Source organism: Xanthomonas cannabis, from assembly GCF_040616535.1.
GTDB classification, from domain to species: Bacteria; Pseudomonadota; Gammaproteobacteria; order Xanthomonadales; family Xanthomonadaceae; genus Xanthomonas; species Xanthomonas cannabis.
In genome coordinates this window covers 2,691,023-2,705,459 of the sequence record NZ_CP136580.1, presented here as the reverse complement: position 1 = coordinate 2,705,459, position 14,437 = coordinate 2,691,023, and the positions used below count along the sequence as shown (strand labels likewise).

Genomic DNA, 14,437 nt, shown 5'->3' with positions numbered 1-14,437 from the left:
CGCGCTCACCAGGCGATGCTGCGTGGGCCGGCATTGCCGGATGCATGGTGCAGCGCCGCGTCCTCACATGCCGTGGGCATGCGCCCTTCCAGACTCAGCGGCCCGCGTGCAAACGCGTACGTCAGGAATCGAAATGGCAGATCCCAAAGAACTGCAGGACAAATTCTGGAAGGCCTTGAAGTCCGACCGCACCGTGATGCTGGGCCTGGATGGCGTCGAAGACGGCCATGCGCGTCCGATGACCGCGCAGATCGAAGGCGACAGCGGCGGCCCGATCTGGTTCTTCACCTCCAAGGACAATGCATTGATCGCGATGCTGGGGCAGGGCCGTCGCGTCATCGGCGCTTTCAGCAGCAAGGGGCATGACCTGTTCGCCAGCATCAGCGGTTCCCTGCGCGAGGACACCGATCCTGCCGTGGTCGAGCGCTTGTGGAACCCGCACGTGGCCGCATGGTACGAAGGCGGAAAGGACGACCCGAAATTGGCGCTGCTGCGCCTGGACGCGGACCACGCACAGATCTGGCTCAACGGCTCCAGCCTGCTTGCCGGGATCAAGGTCTTGTTTGGCGTCGACCCGAAGAAGGATTACCAGGACAAGGTCGCGGACGTTCCGCTGCGCTGAGCTCCTCGCGCACGCGGCCGTCAAGGTCGCGTGTGCATGCGCACTCCGGTGGCACGAATGGTCACCGGGGTGCGACGCCAGCACTGCAACGCTGGCCCGCCAAGCGGAGCGCGCCGATGCGCGTGCATCACCTGAACTGCATTTCCACGTGTCCGCTGGGCGGGCATCTGATGGACGCTCGCACGCCTGGTGTATTGAATCGCGGTCACCTGTGTTGCCACTGTCTGCTGGTGGAAACCAGCGCCGGGCTGGTGCTGATCGACACCGGCTTCGGGTTGCGCGATGTGGCCGAGCCACGCGCACGTCTGAGCGGTTTCTTTCTGGCCCTGGTCAGGCCGGAGCTACGCGAGGATATGACGGCGATTCGGCAGATTCAACGCCTGGGCCTGGACCCGCGCGATGTGCGGCACATCATCCTGACCCATCTGGATTTCGATCATGCCGGCGGGCTGGATGACTTCCCGCATGCGCGTGTGCATCTGATGGCGAGCGAGCGTGACGCGGCATTTGCGCAGCGCACCTGGATGGATCGGCAACGCTTCCGGCCGCAGCAGTGGTCCACACGTGGTCAATGGCGTGGCTATGACGCGCTTGCCGGCGAACGCTGGATGGGCCTGGACTGCGTGCGCGACCTGCACGGCCTGCCGCCGGAGATCCTGATGCTGCCGCTGCCGGGCCACACGCTGGGGCATGCGGCCATTGCCGTGCGCAGCACCGAACGCTGGTTGCTGCTGGCAGGCGATGCGTATTTCTTCCATCGCGAGATGGATGCGCAGCAACCGTACTGCACGCCGGGGTTGCGCCTGTATCAGTGGATGCTGGAAAAGGATCGCGCCGCGCGGCTGGGCAACCAGCAACGTTTGCGTCACCTGCGTCAGCACCACGGCGGGGAGGTCGAGCTGTTCTGCTCGCACGACATCACCGAGTTCGAGCGCGTCGCCGGGCAGCCGGCACGCCTGCCGGCAGGCGCCTTGCTGCACGCGCCGACGCCGCACTGATCTGCGCTTCACCGCCCCCAGACACCGCGCAGCGCCATGATCGTCGCTCATAGCGTTGCGCAGGGTGTCGCGATGCCTCAGACGGAGACAGACAATGCAGCAGATCGAAATCGGCCAGATGGTGTTCCTGCGCGACGGTGAAGTCGGCGTTGGCGCGGTGCGCGATATCCGCAACGACGGCGCGGAACTGGTGATCAATATCGAAAACGGTGGCGACTTCGTGCTGCCGGCATCGGTGGTGCGCGATGTGTACTCGGGCAAGGTGATGCTGGATGTGGAGCAACTTCCGGACGATGTACGTCAGGCGCTGCGCCACCCGCACGACAACGAATTGCAGACCAGCACCTATGCAGCCAGCAATCCGCAGGATGGCGCGCTGAAGTAGGCTCCTCGGTGGTGCGTGCGGGCAGGCGTGCGTCGGCGGCCGGTGCAGGTCAGTCAGGCAGCAGGAAGTTGCGTGGAGCCGCGTCGGCCGGTCCGTTGGAGAGCAGGGCCGGCTGCTCGGCTTCATCCTTGAGCTGCACGCCGGAGAGCCTGCGCCGGAAGGCCTCGCGTAGCAGGTACGCCAGCTTGTGCGTCGCGTCGGCATAGCTCAGGCCTTCTGCACGAATATTGGAAATGCAGTTGCGCGCGGCATCGGTCAGGCCGACGCGCGGTGCGTAGGTGAGATAGAGCCCCAGGCTGTCGGGCGAGCTGAGCCCGGGACGTTCGCCGATCAACACGATGACTGCGCGCGCCTTGAGCAGTTCGCCCACTTCATCGCCCACCGCCACGCGCCCCTGTGCGACCAGCGCCGCTGGCGCCACTGTCCAGCCTTGCTGCACTGCCAATGCGTCGATGTGTTCCACCATCGGCACGGCATGCCGGTGTACCGCCAGCGCGGACAGGCCGTCGGCGATCACCACCGCCACATCGTGGCCGCCGCCGTGCACTGCGGTCTGGCCACGTAGCTGGGTCGCCGCAGTGTCGGCCAGGCAGCGGCCCAGGTCCGGGCGCTGCAGATAGGTATGGCGGTCTGCTGCCGCGCTCTGCAACAGGATGCTGTCGCGTCCTCGTTGCCGCAGCGCAGCCTGCAACGCAGCCGGGTCGAATGCCAGGTGTACCGCATCCCGCGCCTGTGCATGCGCCAGTTGGAACTCCAGGTGGGCAGCAGTTGGCAGGCTGGTGCCGACCCGCCCCAGCGCAATGCGCGCCGGGGTCAATTGGCGTAGCCGTGCCCATGCATCGCGCGGTGGTGTGGCCGGGTTGCTCACGATGGGGTACCGGAAGGCAGCTGCGAGAGCACACGACGAAACGGTGCCGGGACCTCGCTGCCCAGTTCAAACCGCCCGTCGTCGTGCAACCGCAGGATGCCGTGTTGCTCCAGCCACTGCTCGAACTCGGGCGCGGCGCGCAGGCCAAGCGCCTGGCGCGCATACAGCGCATCGTGGAACGAGGTGGTCTGGTAGTTGAGCATCACATCGTCCGAGCCGGGGATGCCCATGATGAAGTTGATGCCGGCCGTGCCGAGCAGGGTGAGCAACATGTCCATGTCGTCCTGATCGGCTTCGGCATGATTGGTGTAGCAGATGTCGCAGCCCATCGGCACGCCGAGCAATTTGCCGCAGAAATGATCCTCCAGCCCGGCGCGGATGATCTGCTTGCCGTCATACAGATACTCCGGGCCGATGAAGCCGACCACGGTGTTGACCAGCAGCGGCTTGAACTGCCGCGCCACCGCATACGCGCGCACCTCGCAGGTCTGTTGGTCCACGCCGTGGTGCGCGTTGGCCGACAAGGCGCTGCCCTGGCCGGTCTCGAAATACATCACGTTGTCGCCGACGCTGCCCCGGCGCAGCGACAGGCCGGCCTCGTAGCCTTCCTGCAAGAGCGCCAGATTGATGCCGAAGCTGGCGTTGGCCGCTTCGGTGCCTGCGATGGACTGGAACACCAGATCCACCGGCACGCCGCGGTTGATGGCGTCGATGGTGGTGGTGATATGCGCAAGCACGCACGATTGGGTGGGAATCTGATAGCCGGTGATCACCGCATCGAGCATGCGCAGCAACGCGGTGGTTGCCGCCAGACTGTCGCTGGCCGGGTTGATGCCGATCACTGCATCGCCGTTGCCGTACAGCAGGCCGTCGAGCACGCTGGCGGCAATGCCGGTGGCATCGTCGGTGGGGTGGTTGGGCTGCAGCCGCGTCGACAGCCGGCCACGCAGGCCCAGGGTGTTGCGAAAGCGCGTGACCACACGTGTCTTCTGCGCCACCAGGATCAGGTCCTGCACCCGCATCAGCTTGGACACCGCAGCCACCATTTCCGGCGTCAGCCCCGGTGCCAGCGCCGCCAATGTGGCTTCGTCGGCCTGCGGGCCCAGCAACCAGTCGCGAAAGCCGCCGACGGTGAGATGCGCCACCGCGGCAAACGCCGTCGCATCGTGCTGGTCGACGATCAGCCGGGTGACTTCGTCGCTGTCATAGGGCACCACCGCTTCCTGCAGGAAATGGCGCAGCGGCAGATCTGCCAGCGCCATCTGCGCTGCCGCCCGTTGCAGCCCGGATTCGGCCGCCAGCCCGGCCAGCTGATCGCCCGAGCGGGCCGGTGTGGCCTTGGCCAGCAACTGTTTGAGATCGGCAAACCGGAAACGCTCGCCACCGGCAGTGAAGGCGAAGCCGCTCATGTGCTGCCGGCCGCAGTGGCGCCCTGGCGACGCAGACTCAGCACGCAACAGGCTGCGCCGAGCAGCAGCAGGCCGACGAAGATCACCGCCACGATCGGGTTGAACCACACCATCGCCACCAGGCACACCACCGCCAGCGCCAGCGCGACCGCCGGTACCACCGGATAGCCCGGAGCCCGGAAGCTGCGCTCCAGCCCCGGTTCGCGACGGCGCAGTGTGAACAGGCTGAGCATGCTCATGACATACATCACGATTGCACCGAACACCGACATGGTGATCATGGCCGCGGTCAGCGACATGCCCTGGATCTTGACGACGCCGTCGCTGCAGATGGCCGCAATGCCGATGACGCCGCCGGCCAGGATCGCGCGATGTGGCGTGCGGAAGCGCGACAGTTTCGCCAGCCCGTGCGGCAGGAAGCCGGCGCGTGCCAAGGCGAAGAATTGTCGCGAATAGCCCAGGATGATGCCGTGGAAGCTGGCGACCAGGCCGAACAGGCCGATCCACACCAGCATATGCAGCCAGGTGGAACTGTTGCCCACCACTGCCTCCATCGCCTGCGGCAGCGGATCGTTGATGTTGGACAGCTGACGCCAGTCGCCCACGCCGCCGGCAAACACCATCACGCCCAGCGTCAGCGCCACCAGGGTGAGGATGCCGGCGATGTAGGCGCGCGGAATGGTGCGCCTGGGGTCCTTGGCTTCCTCGGCCGCCATGGCGGCGCCTTCGATCGCCAGGAAGAACCAGATCGCAAACGGAATCGCCGCAAAGATGCCGGAGATCGCCGCCGGCCCGAACACGTCGCTGCCGGCCCAGCCATTGGCCGTAAAGCGCGCCACGCTGAAACCCGGCGCCACCACGCCCATGAAGACCAGCAGCTCGATCACCGCCAGCAAGGTCACGATCAACTCGAAGGTGGCCGCAATCGCCACGCCGACGATGTTCAAGCTCATGAAGATCCCGTACGCGCCGATCGCCGCGATGCGCGGGTCGAGCGTGGGGAACTGCACGTTCAGGTACGCCCCGATGGCCATCGCAATGGCGGGCGGGGCAAACATGAATTCGATCAGGGTGGCCAGGCCTGCGAGCATGCCGCCATAGGTGCCGAACGCACGCAGGCTGTAGGCGAACGGGCCGCCCGCGTTCGGGATGGCAGTGGTCAGTTCGGTGAAGCTGAAGATGAAGCAGGTGTACATCACCGCGACCAGCAACGTGGTGACCAGGAACCCCAATGTCCCTGCAGTACCCCAGCCATAACTCCAGCCGAAATACTCGCCGGAGATCACCAGGCCCACCGCAATACCCCATAACTGCCAGGTGCCGAGGGTGGGCTTGAGTTGCTCGTTGCGCATGTCGCACATCTCCTGCAGTCGGGGGAGGGGAGACCAGGCACGTCCGCCAGTGGCGCGGATGGACCGTCGCGAGCTGAGCTGGCGCTGCAATCAGCCGACGCTCGGCGGCCTTCCGGTTATACCGCAAAGCCTGCTGGCGGACACATGCGCAGCGGGTAGGTCTGCCAAGCCAAGGTGGCGGGCAGCGGCGAGACGCGCGTGCGCGTGGATGACATGCGCTCTACGGACGCGCTTTCCGCAGACAGGTCTGTGCTTGGAAGCGGGTTGTGTACAGGAGCATCGTCTCTGCATCGCTGCCATGGGCGATTGCGGCAGCCGGCATTGCCGCTGCAGATGTGCCCTCAGGCAAGTCCCGGCTCCAGGCCCGCCGCCGGCCGTTGCGCAGGGGCTTTGAGGAGGCGCGTACCGCAAGATACCTGACGCTGCCGCACCCTCATCCGGCGCTGCGCGCCACCTTCTCCCGGGGGGAGAAGGCAAGTGCGGCCTCACGCCGGGCATTGCCTGCGACGCCTGATTGGTGGCGCGCCGAATCCGCACCAGCAACGGATCGATCCGCACGTCGAACCGCGCCGCAGTGATCTTGACGCCGCGCAACAGCAACCGCGCCGCCACGCGCCGGAGGGCGTGACGGCTCAGATAGCCCGCACGTTATTTGCCGCGTTCGAGCACCAGCAATGGATCGATCCGCACGTCGAACCGCGCGCACTGATGTCGACGCCGCGCGACAGCAACCGCGCCGCCGCGCGCCGGAGAGCGTGCCGTCTCAGATAGCCCGCACGTTATTTACCGCGTTATTTACCGCGTTATTTACCGCGTTCGAGCACCAGCAATGGATCGATCCGCACGTCGAACCGCGCCGCAGTGATGTCGATGCCGCGCGACAGCAACCGCGCCGCCGCGCGCCTGAGCGTGACGCCTCAGATAGCCCGCACGTTATCTACCGCGTTCGAGCATCAGCAATGGATCGATCCGCACGTCGAACCGCGCCGCAGTGATCTTGACGCCGCGCGACAGCAGCCGCGCCGCCGCGTGTCGGAGAGCGTGACGCCTCTAGATAGCCCGCACGTTATTTGCCGCGTTCGAGCACCAGCAATGGATCGATCCGCACGTCGAACCGCGCCGCAGTGATGTCGACGCCGCGCGAGAGCAACCGCGCCGCCGCGCGCCGGAGAGCGTGCCGCCTCAGATAGCCCGCCGGTTTTATTTGCCGCGTTCGAGCACCAGCAATGGATCGATCCGCACGTCGAACCGCGCCGCAGTGATGTCGATGCCGCGCGAGAGCAACCGCGCCGCCGCGCGCCGGAGAGCGTGCTGCCTCGGATAGCCCGCACGTTATTTGCCGCGTTCGAGCACCAGCAACGGATCGATGCGGGTTTCGAACCAGTTCATCCCCCAATGCAGATGCGGCCCGGTGGCACGCCCGGTGGCACCAACCGCGGCAATCACCTGGCCTTGCTCGACCCGATCGCCCACCTTCACGTCGATACGCGACAAATGCAGGAAATTCGAGCTCACGCCAAAGCCGTGATCCAGCAGCACCGTACCGCCGGTGAGATACAGATCCGGCGCCGCGAACGTCACCACGCCGGCCGCCGGTGCCTTCACCGGGGTGCCGGTGGGCACGGCGATATCCATGCCCGAATGGCCGGCGCCGGGTTGCCCGTTGTAGACGCGTGCGTTGCCAAACCGGCCGCTGATGCGCCCCTGCACCGGCCAAATGAAGGGCTGCGCAAAATCGGTACGTGCATCGTCGCGATCGCGCGCCGCCGTGACCTGCGCCTGCTCGCGCTTGATCCGTTCGGCGATTGCTGGCGGTGGATTGACTGTCTTGGGCGGCACGCCGTTGACGCGCTCGATCGGCCAGTCGCGCGGCGTCACTGCGATGCTCACGGTCTGCGTGTTGCCTCCGGGCGGGGTGATCTGCACCTGCAATGGCCCGGTGGCATCGCGGCCGATACCGAACACCACGCTTCCATAGCCGCTTACACGCAGGGTCCGGCCGGCGTACTGCACCTTGCTGCCCGCCGGCACCTTGCCGATCAGCAGCGCACCTTGCGAGGCGCTTTGCGGAAACACGACATCAGTCGCGGCGGTCGCGCTCTGCGCATCGGCAGTACCTGCCACCAGCGCGACCGGCGCCAGGATCAACCAGGCGCCCAACAGGCTTGCGCGCATCAGCGGTCGAAGGTCAGGCGCTGGCCGGCGGCGCTGCCGACCAGCTGCTCGCCGTCCCACACCTGCTGGCCGTTGACCCAGGTCGCGGCGATGCGCGAGCGGAAGGTGGTGCCTTCGAACGGCGACCAGCCGCACTTGGACAACACCTGCTCGCGCTTCACGGTGAACGGGGTGTTGTCGATCATCACCAGGTCGGCGAAATAGCCTTCGCGCAGGAAGCCGCGCTGTTCCACATCGAACAGCTGTGCCGGTGCATGCGCGAACTTCTGCACGATACGGGTGATCGGCAGCTTGCCTTCGTGCACCAGCTCCAGTGCGGCGACCAGTGCGTACTGCACCAGCGGCAGGCCCGAGGGCGCCTGTGCGTACGGCTTCTGCTTCTCTTCCCAGGTGTGCGGGGCGTGGTCGGTGGCAAGCACGTCGATCACGTCTTCGGCCAGCGCCTGGATCAAGGCCAGACGGTCCTCGGGGTCCTTGATCGCCGGGTTGCACTTGATCAGGTTGCCCAGGCGCGCGTAGTCGCTGCGGTCGAAACGCAGGAAGTGGATGCAGGTCTCGGCGGTGATGCGCTTGCGCAGCTTGCCGTCGGCGTCCACCAGCGGCCCGGCGTCGAACAGCGACAGCTCATCGGCGGTGGAGATGTGTAGCACGTGCAGGCGGGTGTTGTGCCTGCGCGCCAACGCCACCGCCAGCTGCGAGGACTTCAGGCAGGCTGCGCGCGAGCGGATGTCCGGGTGCATGTCCGGCGTCAGCGCGTCGCCGTACTTCTCCTTGTACTGCGCCATCGTCGCATCGATGGTCGGCGTGTCTTCGCAGTGGGTGATGATGGGGGTGGGCGCGTCCCGGAAGATGGCGTCCAGGGTTTCGGGGTTATCGACCAGCATGTTGCCGGTGGAGGCGCCCATGAACACCTTGATGCCCGGCGCCGTCTTGGGGTCCAGCGACTGGATGTTGGCCAGGTTGTCGTTGCTGGCGCCCATGTAGAAACCATAGTTGGCCCAGGCGCGCCCGGCCGCGGCGTCGTACTTGGACTGCAGCGCGGCCGCATCCAGGGTCGGCGGGTTGGTATTGGGCATGTCCATGAAGCTGGTCAGGCCGCCGGCCACGGCCGCACCGGATTCGGTGGCGATGTCGCCCTTGTGGGTCAGGCCCGGCTCACGGAAATGCACCTGGTCGTCGATCATGCCCGGCAGCACCCAGCGCCCGGCCGCGTCCACCACGGTATCGCGGTCGGCGGGTGTGATGCTGCTGTCGATTCTGGCGATGCGACCACCCTCGATCAGCAGGTCGGCATCGAACTCCTTGCCTTCGTTGACCAGGCGGGCATTGATGATGAGGGTTCGGCTCATGGATGAGGTCCTTTGCAGCGGCAGGAAGAAGAAGATGGCGTGGCGGCGCCGGGCGCATCGGGCACCGGATCGAACCCGCCCGGATGGAAAGGGTGGCAGCGGCCCAGCCGGCGTGCGGCCAGCCAGCAACCGCGTAGCGGGCCGAAGCGGCCGATGGCAGTCATCGCATACTCCGAGCAGCTGGGCGCAAACCGGCAGCGCGGCCCTAGCAGGGGGCTGATGAACAGCTTGTAGAAGCGCAACAGCGCGATGAGCAGGCGTGAGATCACTTGCCAATCATATGCGAGTTGCATTAATAGGTGGTTGCCGGGGGTCTGCGGGGTACGCTATAAAGACCCGCTTTCCCGGGCCCCGGGGGAACCAAGGAAGAGCGTTTCGTGGCTGCTAAAAAACCTGCAAAAAAGGCCGTAGAGGCCGCCAAGAAGTCCGCCAAACCCGTTGCGAAGAAGGCAGCGGCGCCCGCCGCTGCAAAACCGGCCGCCAAGAAGGCGGCGCCGGCCCCCAAGCAACCGGTTGCCAAGAAGGCAGCTGCGACCAAGACCGCTGCCAAGCAGGCGCCGGTCTCCAAGCCCGCAGCGACCAAGCCCGCGAAACCTGTCGCCAAGACTGCTGCCAAGCCGGCGGCCAGCAAGGCAGCTCCGGCTGCCGCCAAGCCGGCCGCAAAGCCGGCGGCGTCCAAGTCCGTACCGAAGCCGGCCACCAAGCCGGCTGCGGCCAAGTCAGTCCCGGTCAAGGCTGAAAAGCCCGCGCCCGCACCGGCCCCCAAGGCCGTCCCTGCGAAGCCGGCAAAGCCTGCGACCCCGTCACCTAAGAATCCCGTGCCCGTTTCGAAATCTTCCGCTAAAACGCCAACCAAAACCGAAGCCCCCGCCAAGCCCGCCGCGACCCGTCCGGTCGGCAAGGTGGCTGTGGCCGTGACCGCCAAGCCGTCCAGTCAGACGCCCAAGACCAAGTACAAGGTGGTCGACTACAAGACCGACGACGCCACCGGGCGCCCGATCCTCCCGCAGGGCTACAAGCCGTCTGCGGACGAGGAGTACATGAGCAAGCTGCAGCAGGAATACTTCCGTCAGCGCCTGCAGAGTTGGCGCAACGAGATGGTCGAGGAATCCAAGCAGACCATCGAAAACCTGCGCGAAGAAGTGCGCGACATCGGCGACGAAGCCGAGCGTGCCACGCGCGAGACCGAGAACTCGCTGGAACTGCGCGCGCGTGACCGCGCACGCAAGCTGATCTCCAAGATCGACAGCACCCTCAAGCGTCTGGAAGACGGCGACTACGGGTACTGCGTCGATACTGGCGAAGAAATTGGTCTGGATCGCCTGGAAGCGCGTCTCACCGCCGAGCGCACCATCGACGCCCAGGAGCGTTGGGAGCATCTGCAGAAGCAGCAGGGCGACTGATCCGGCGCCTCGACGCTCACGAAAGACCCCGCCAACGCGGGGTTTTTTTATGGTCGCCGCGCGCGGTGTGCAGGCGTATGGTTAGCCGCAGCGGCAGGGCCGACGTGGCTGCCACCCGAACGATCTGCGTGCGGTCTCGCATGACGGATAATCGTGGTACCGCGCCGTCGCATCGCGCGCCGCGTGATGTGGCCACCCATGGCAGGGCATACAGCGGGCGCGTGTGCCGGCGTGCGGCGCAAGGATGCTCCAACGCGACAGGCAGCAGCGACCGCATCCGCGGCCGCTGCTGCCTGTACATCCGGCTATTGCAGCTCGCGCAAATCCAGCTTGCGCAGGCGCGGCGCCTTCCAGGCCGTGGTCGCCACCACGCCCAGGGTGACGCAGCCACCGATCACCACCGCCGGCACCAGCCCGACCAGGCGCGCCATCACGCCGTCGTAGAACGCGCCCAGCTCGTTGGACGAGCCGATGAAGATGCCGTTGATCGACGACACCCGGCCGCGCATGGCATCGGGCGTGGCCAGCTGCAGGATGGTTTGCCGCACCACCACCGACACCCCGTCGCACATCCCGTACACCAGCAGGATCGCCGCCGACAGCCAGAAATGACGCGACAGCCCGAAGGCGATGGTGCACAACCCGAACCCGGCCACCGACAGCATCAGCACACGCCCGGCGTTGCGCTGCAACGGGTGGCGCGCCAGCCAGACGCCCACCACGATCGAGCCCAGTGCCGGCGCACCGCGCAGGATGCCCAGGCCTTCGGGGCCGTAGTGCAGGATGTCGTGGATGAAGGCCGGCAGCATCGACACCGCGCCGCCCAGCAGGACCGAGAACATGTCCAGCGCCATCGCGCCCAGCATGATCTGGTTGGACAGCACGAACTGCGCGCCTTCGGCGATGCTGCGGAAGATCGGCGCGCGCGGGCCCTCGTTGACCGGCTCGCTCACGCGCAACAGCGCCAGCGCCAGAATCGCCACCATCGCCACGCTGGCAGCCACGCCATAGGCCAGCCCCTTGCCGCCCCAGCCGACCAGCACGCCGCCCAGCGCCGGGCCGATCACCATGCCGGCCTGGAAGGTGACGCTGCCGATGCTGGCGCCGCGTGCGAACGCTTCGCGGGGCAGTGCACGGGCGAACAGGGCGTTGTAGACCGGCGACAGGAACGAGCGCGCCGCGCCGGTCAGCGCAATGGCGGCATAGATCGGCCACACGCCTTGCACCGGCAACCAGCCTTGCGTGATCGCCAGCAGCAGGAGTGCAGTGGCGACCAGGCCCAGCACCGCCACCATGCCCAGCCGGCGACGCGGCAGGTGATCGACCAGATAGCCGGCAAACGGGGCGATGCAGAAGAACGGCAGGATCTCCGCCAGGCCGATCAGGCCCAGCGAGAGCGGATTGCGGGTGATCTCGTAGATGTGCCAGCCGACCGTGACCGCCACGATCTGGTACGACAGCATCGCCGCCACGCGGTACAGCAGCACCTGGCCAAACCCTGGATGGGCGAACAGCGTGCGCAACGAATCGGCAGGCGAGGGCGCGGGCGTGCTCACTGCTGCGCGCGCGCGGTGTCGCGGATGAAGGCCAGCATGGCGGCCACGCCGTTGCTGCGGGTCGGCGACAGGTGCTTGGCCAAGCCAATGCCGGCGATGTAGTCCGGCTCGGTGGCCAGAATCTCTTGCGCGCTACGCCCGGAATACACGCGCAATGCCAGATAGATCAGCCCCGAAACGATGGCCGAATCGCTGACGGCATGGAAGTCCAGCCGCTCGGCATTGCCTTCGGGCACGATCCACACCATCGACTGGCAGCCGTGCAGGCGGTGTTCTTCGGTCTTCCACTGTTCGGGGAAGGTGGGCAGTTTGCGGCCCAGGTCGATCAGGTACTGGTAGCGCTCGGACCAGTCGCCGAAGAAGGAGAACTCATCGGCAATGGCCGTCTGTGCCTCGACGGCAGTGGGTTCGAGCGGAAAGGGGGAGTTGGTCATCAGGACATCCAGAAGCGTTGGTCAAAGCCCCTTTCGCGCTGGGGCGAGAAGGCGTGGTTTGCGTGCCACCGGCGCGCGGGCCTTGGAGCAACCGCGCTGCCAGCGCGGGCCGGGTCGCAGAGCAGGGCCGGAGTGAGGTGCGCGCCAAGCCTGGCGTTTTGATGCATGTGGCTTCGCCCGCACCCTCATCCGGCGCTGCGCGCCACCTTCTCCCGGTGAGAGAAGGGACAGGCGTTTGCGTCGGAAAGATGGGTATGCACGAGCGGTTTCAAAATAAGTACGTCAAAGGAGTGCGCCGGGGAATAGGGCATTGCCATGAACTAGCCCCTCTCCCGCCGGGAGAGGGGTTGGGGTGAGGGTACGTGCGCAGCCACATGCATCAAGGTCTCTCATGAGGCTTCGCCCGCACCCTCATCCGGCGCTGCGCGCCACCTTCTCCCAGTGGGAGAAGGGAAGGTCATGCGCGCTTCCAGCGTACGCCCTGGGGGGTGTCTTCAAGCACGATGCCTTCGTCTGCCAGTTGCGTGCGGATGGCGTCGGCACGGGCGAAATCCCTGGCTTTCTTCGCGGCGCTGCGTTCTTCCACCAGCGCGGTGATGCGTGCATCGTCGCCAGCGTCGGTGCCGCGCGAGAACCAGGCGGCCGGGTCCTGTTGCAACAGGCCCAGTGCCAGTCCGGCGCCGAGCAGCTCAGCCTTGGCGCGTTGCAATGCTGCAAGCATCTCCGGGCTCGGGGCGTTCGTCGGATTGCCGGCCGAAGCGACATCGAGCAGCGCCCGGTTGGCTTCCTTCGCCAGCTTTGCCAGCACCGCAAGCGCCAACGGCGTGTTGAGATCGTCGTTGAGTGCGTCTTCGATCGGCTCGGGAATCGTTGGCTCCGCTTCAACTGCCTGCAGGCCCCGCAAGGTGCCGTACAAACCGTCCAGCCGTTTGACCTGGTCCTCGATCAATGCCTCCGACCAATCCAGCGGCTGCCGGTAATGCGCACTCAGCAGCGCAAGGCGCAATGCCTCCGGCGGATGCCTGGCGATCAGGTCGTGCACGGTTTCGATGTTGCCCAGCGACTTGCTCATCTTGGCGCCGCTGAAATTGAGCATGCCGTTGTGCAGCCAGAAGCGTGCGAAGGTGGCGCCGCCGTGCGCGCACTCGCTCTGCGCAATCTCGTTTTCGTGGTGCGGGAACTGCAGGTCCACGCCGCCGGCGTGGATGTCGATGGTCGGGCCCAAATGCGCGGCGGCCATCGCCGAGCATTCGATATGCCAGCCCGGGCGGCCGCGGCCCCAGGGCGAGTCCCAGCCGGGCAGGTCGTCGCTGGACGGCTTCCACAGCACGAAGTCGCCGGGGTCGCGCTTGTAGGGCGCTACGTCCACGCGCGCGCCGGCCAGCATTTCGTCCGGGTCGCGGCGCGACAGCTTGCCGTAGCCTTCGAAGCTGGCGACCGCAAACAGGACGTGGCCTTCGGCGGCGTAGGCATGCCCACTGGCGATCAACTGCTCGATCATCGCCACGATCTGCGGGATGTGTGCGGTGGCCTCCGGTTCGATGTCCGGTGGCACCACGCCGAGCGCGGCCATGTCCTGCCGGTAGATCGCGGCGAAGCGGTCGGTGATGGTCGAGATCGGCACGCCCTGCGCCTGCGCGGCGGCGTTGATCTTGTCGTCCACGTCGGTGATGTTGCGTGCGTAGCGCAGCGCGCCATAGCGGCGCCGCAGCAGCGCGGCCAGGACGTCGAACACCACCGGGCCGCGGGCGTTGCCGATGTGCGCGTAGTTGTAGACGGTAGGGCCGCACACATACAGGGTGGGGCTGGACGGATCGAGCGGCGCGAACGGCTCGACCCGCCGCGTCAGGTTGTTATGCAGGCGCAGGCTCATCGGCATCCGAAAA

At 66.5% G+C, this 14,437-nt stretch carries 14 protein-coding genes; 5 read left to right on the top strand and 9 right to left on the bottom strand.

Annotated elements, in window-relative coordinates:
* The first annotated feature begins 133 nt into the window (after positions 1-133).
* From RZV17_RS11590 to RZV17_RS11580, 3 genes are all read left to right on the top strand, one after another.
* The gene (locus RZV17_RS11590) at positions 134-622 is read left to right on the top strand and encodes a pyridoxamine 5'-phosphate oxidase family protein (RefSeq protein WP_039407610.1); all 489 of its coding nucleotides are present in this window, start codon (positions 134-136) and stop codon (positions 620-622) included.
* A 116-nt stretch (positions 623-738) separates the two neighbouring features.
* The gene (locus tag RZV17_RS11585) at positions 739-1,620 is read left to right on the top strand and encodes an MBL fold metallo-hydrolase (RefSeq protein ID WP_355603531.1); all 882 of its coding nucleotides are present in this window, start codon (positions 739-741) and stop codon (positions 1,618-1,620) included.
* Positions 1,621-1,714: 94 nt separating this feature from the next.
* Entirely contained in the window at positions 1,715-2,005 is a 291-nt protein-coding gene (locus RZV17_RS11580) for a hypothetical protein (protein WP_355603528.1), read from the top strand.
* 49 nt (positions 2,006-2,054) lie between these two features.
* Here the strand turns inward: RZV17_RS11580 and eutC are convergent, their stop codons facing one another.
* From eutC to eat, 3 genes are read right to left on the bottom strand one after another with little or no spacing between them, the layout of a single operon-like run.
* On the bottom strand, positions 2,055-2,873 hold the full coding sequence (gene eutC, locus RZV17_RS11575; protein ID WP_355603525.1) for an ethanolamine ammonia-lyase subunit EutC: 819 nt from the start codon (positions 2,871-2,873) through the stop codon (positions 2,055-2,057).
* Positions 2,870-4,282, bottom strand: coding sequence for an ethanolamine ammonia-lyase subunit EutB (locus RZV17_RS11570; protein WP_355603522.1), 1,413 nt, complete (start codon positions 4,280-4,282; stop codon positions 2,870-2,872). Before RZV17_RS11570 ends, eutC begins: the two co-directional genes overlap by 4 nt.
* The gene (eat, locus tag RZV17_RS11565) at positions 4,279-5,643 is read right to left on the bottom strand and encodes an ethanolamine permease (RefSeq protein WP_355603519.1); all 1,365 of its coding nucleotides are present in this window, start codon (positions 5,641-5,643) and stop codon (positions 4,279-4,281) included. The genes RZV17_RS11570 and eat overlap by 4 nt, the downstream gene beginning before the upstream one ends.
* 468 nt (positions 5,644-6,111) lie before the next feature.
* Here eat and RZV17_RS11560 point away from each other — a divergent pair, with 468 nt between their 5' ends.
* The gene (locus RZV17_RS11560) at positions 6,112-6,405 is read left to right on the top strand and encodes a hypothetical protein (RefSeq protein ID WP_355603516.1); all 294 of its coding nucleotides are present in this window, start codon (positions 6,112-6,114) and stop codon (positions 6,403-6,405) included.
* A 561-nt stretch (positions 6,406-6,966) separates the two neighbouring features.
* On the opposite strand, the gene RZV17_RS11555 is transcribed toward RZV17_RS11560, so the two are convergent.
* From RZV17_RS11555 to yidD, 3 genes are read right to left on the bottom strand one after another with little or no spacing between them, the layout of a single operon-like run.
* A complete protein-coding gene (locus RZV17_RS11555) occupies positions 6,967-7,809 on the bottom strand; it encodes a M23 family metallopeptidase (RefSeq protein ID WP_355603513.1) in 843 nt (280 codons plus the stop codon).
* The gene (locus RZV17_RS11550) at positions 7,809-9,158 is read right to left on the bottom strand and encodes a dihydroorotase (protein ID WP_355603510.1); all 1,350 of its coding nucleotides are present in this window, start codon (positions 9,156-9,158) and stop codon (positions 7,809-7,811) included. The genes RZV17_RS11555 and RZV17_RS11550 overlap by 1 nt, the downstream gene beginning before the upstream one ends.
* Complete coding sequence (yidD, locus tag RZV17_RS11545) at positions 9,155-9,451, bottom strand: membrane protein insertion efficiency factor YidD (protein WP_068838601.1); 297 nt, start codon at positions 9,449-9,451, stop codon at positions 9,155-9,157. The genes RZV17_RS11550 and yidD overlap by 4 nt, the downstream gene beginning before the upstream one ends.
* 84 nt (positions 9,452-9,535) lie before the next feature.
* Between yidD and dksA the strand changes: the two genes are divergently transcribed.
* Positions 9,536-10,561, top strand: a complete 1,026-nt coding sequence (gene dksA, locus RZV17_RS11540; protein ID WP_104579702.1) for an RNA polymerase-binding protein DksA — start codon at positions 9,536-9,538, stop codon at positions 10,559-10,561.
* 305 nt (positions 10,562-10,866) lie between these two features.
* Here dksA and RZV17_RS11535 read toward each other — a convergent pair whose 3' ends face one another.
* From RZV17_RS11535 to cysS, 3 genes are all read right to left on the bottom strand, one after another.
* On the bottom strand, positions 10,867-12,117 hold the full coding sequence (locus tag RZV17_RS11535; RefSeq protein ID WP_355603505.1) for an MFS transporter: 1,251 nt from the start codon (positions 12,115-12,117) through the stop codon (positions 10,867-10,869).
* On the bottom strand, positions 12,114-12,551 hold the full coding sequence (locus RZV17_RS11530; RefSeq protein ID WP_039407583.1) for a SufE family protein: 438 nt from the start codon (positions 12,549-12,551) through the stop codon (positions 12,114-12,116). Before RZV17_RS11530 ends, RZV17_RS11535 begins: the two co-directional genes overlap by 4 nt.
* Positions 12,552-13,008: 457 nt before the next feature.
* Positions 13,009-14,424 carry a cysteine--tRNA ligase gene (gene cysS, locus RZV17_RS11525; RefSeq protein WP_355603501.1) on the bottom strand — a complete coding sequence of 472 codons (1,416 nt, stop codon included), beginning with the start codon at positions 14,422-14,424 and terminating at the stop codon, positions 13,009-13,011.
* Positions 14,425-14,437: the final 13 nt, after the last annotated feature.

Bases quoted from the DNA above. Each gene is read 5' to 3' on its own strand.
- RZV17_RS11590 (WP_039407610.1), top strand. From the start codon at position 134: ATGGCAGATCCCAAAGAACTGCAGGACAAATTCTGGAAGGCCTTGAAG.
- RZV17_RS11585 (WP_355603531.1), top strand. From the start codon at position 739: ATGCGCGTGCATCACCTGAACTGCATTTCCACGTGTCCGCTGGGCGGG.
- RZV17_RS11580 (WP_355603528.1), top strand. From the start codon at position 1,715: ATGCAGCAGATCGAAATCGGCCAGATGGTGTTCCTGCGCGACGGTGAA.
- RZV17_RS11570 (WP_355603522.1), bottom strand. From the start codon at position 4,282: ATGAGCGGCTTCGCCTTCACTGCCGGTGGCGAGCGTTTCCGGTTTGCC.
- eat (WP_355603519.1), bottom strand. From the start codon at position 5,643: ATGTGCGACATGCGCAACGAGCAACTCAAGCCCACCCTCGGCACCTGG.
- RZV17_RS11555 (WP_355603513.1), bottom strand. From the start codon at position 7,809: ATGCGCGCAAGCCTGTTGGGCGCCTGGTTGATCCTGGCGCCGGTCGCG.
- RZV17_RS11550 (WP_355603510.1), bottom strand. From the start codon at position 9,158: ATGAGCCGAACCCTCATCATCAATGCCCGCCTGGTCAACGAAGGCAAG.
- yidD (WP_068838601.1), bottom strand. From the start codon at position 9,451: ATGCAACTCGCATATGATTGGCAAGTGATCTCACGCCTGCTCATCGCG.
- RZV17_RS11530 (WP_039407583.1), bottom strand. From the start codon at position 12,551: ATGACCAACTCCCCCTTTCCGCTCGAACCCACTGCCGTCGAGGCACAG.
- cysS (WP_355603501.1), bottom strand. From the start codon at position 14,424: ATGAGCCTGCGCCTGCATAACAACCTGACGCGGCGGGTCGAGCCGTTC.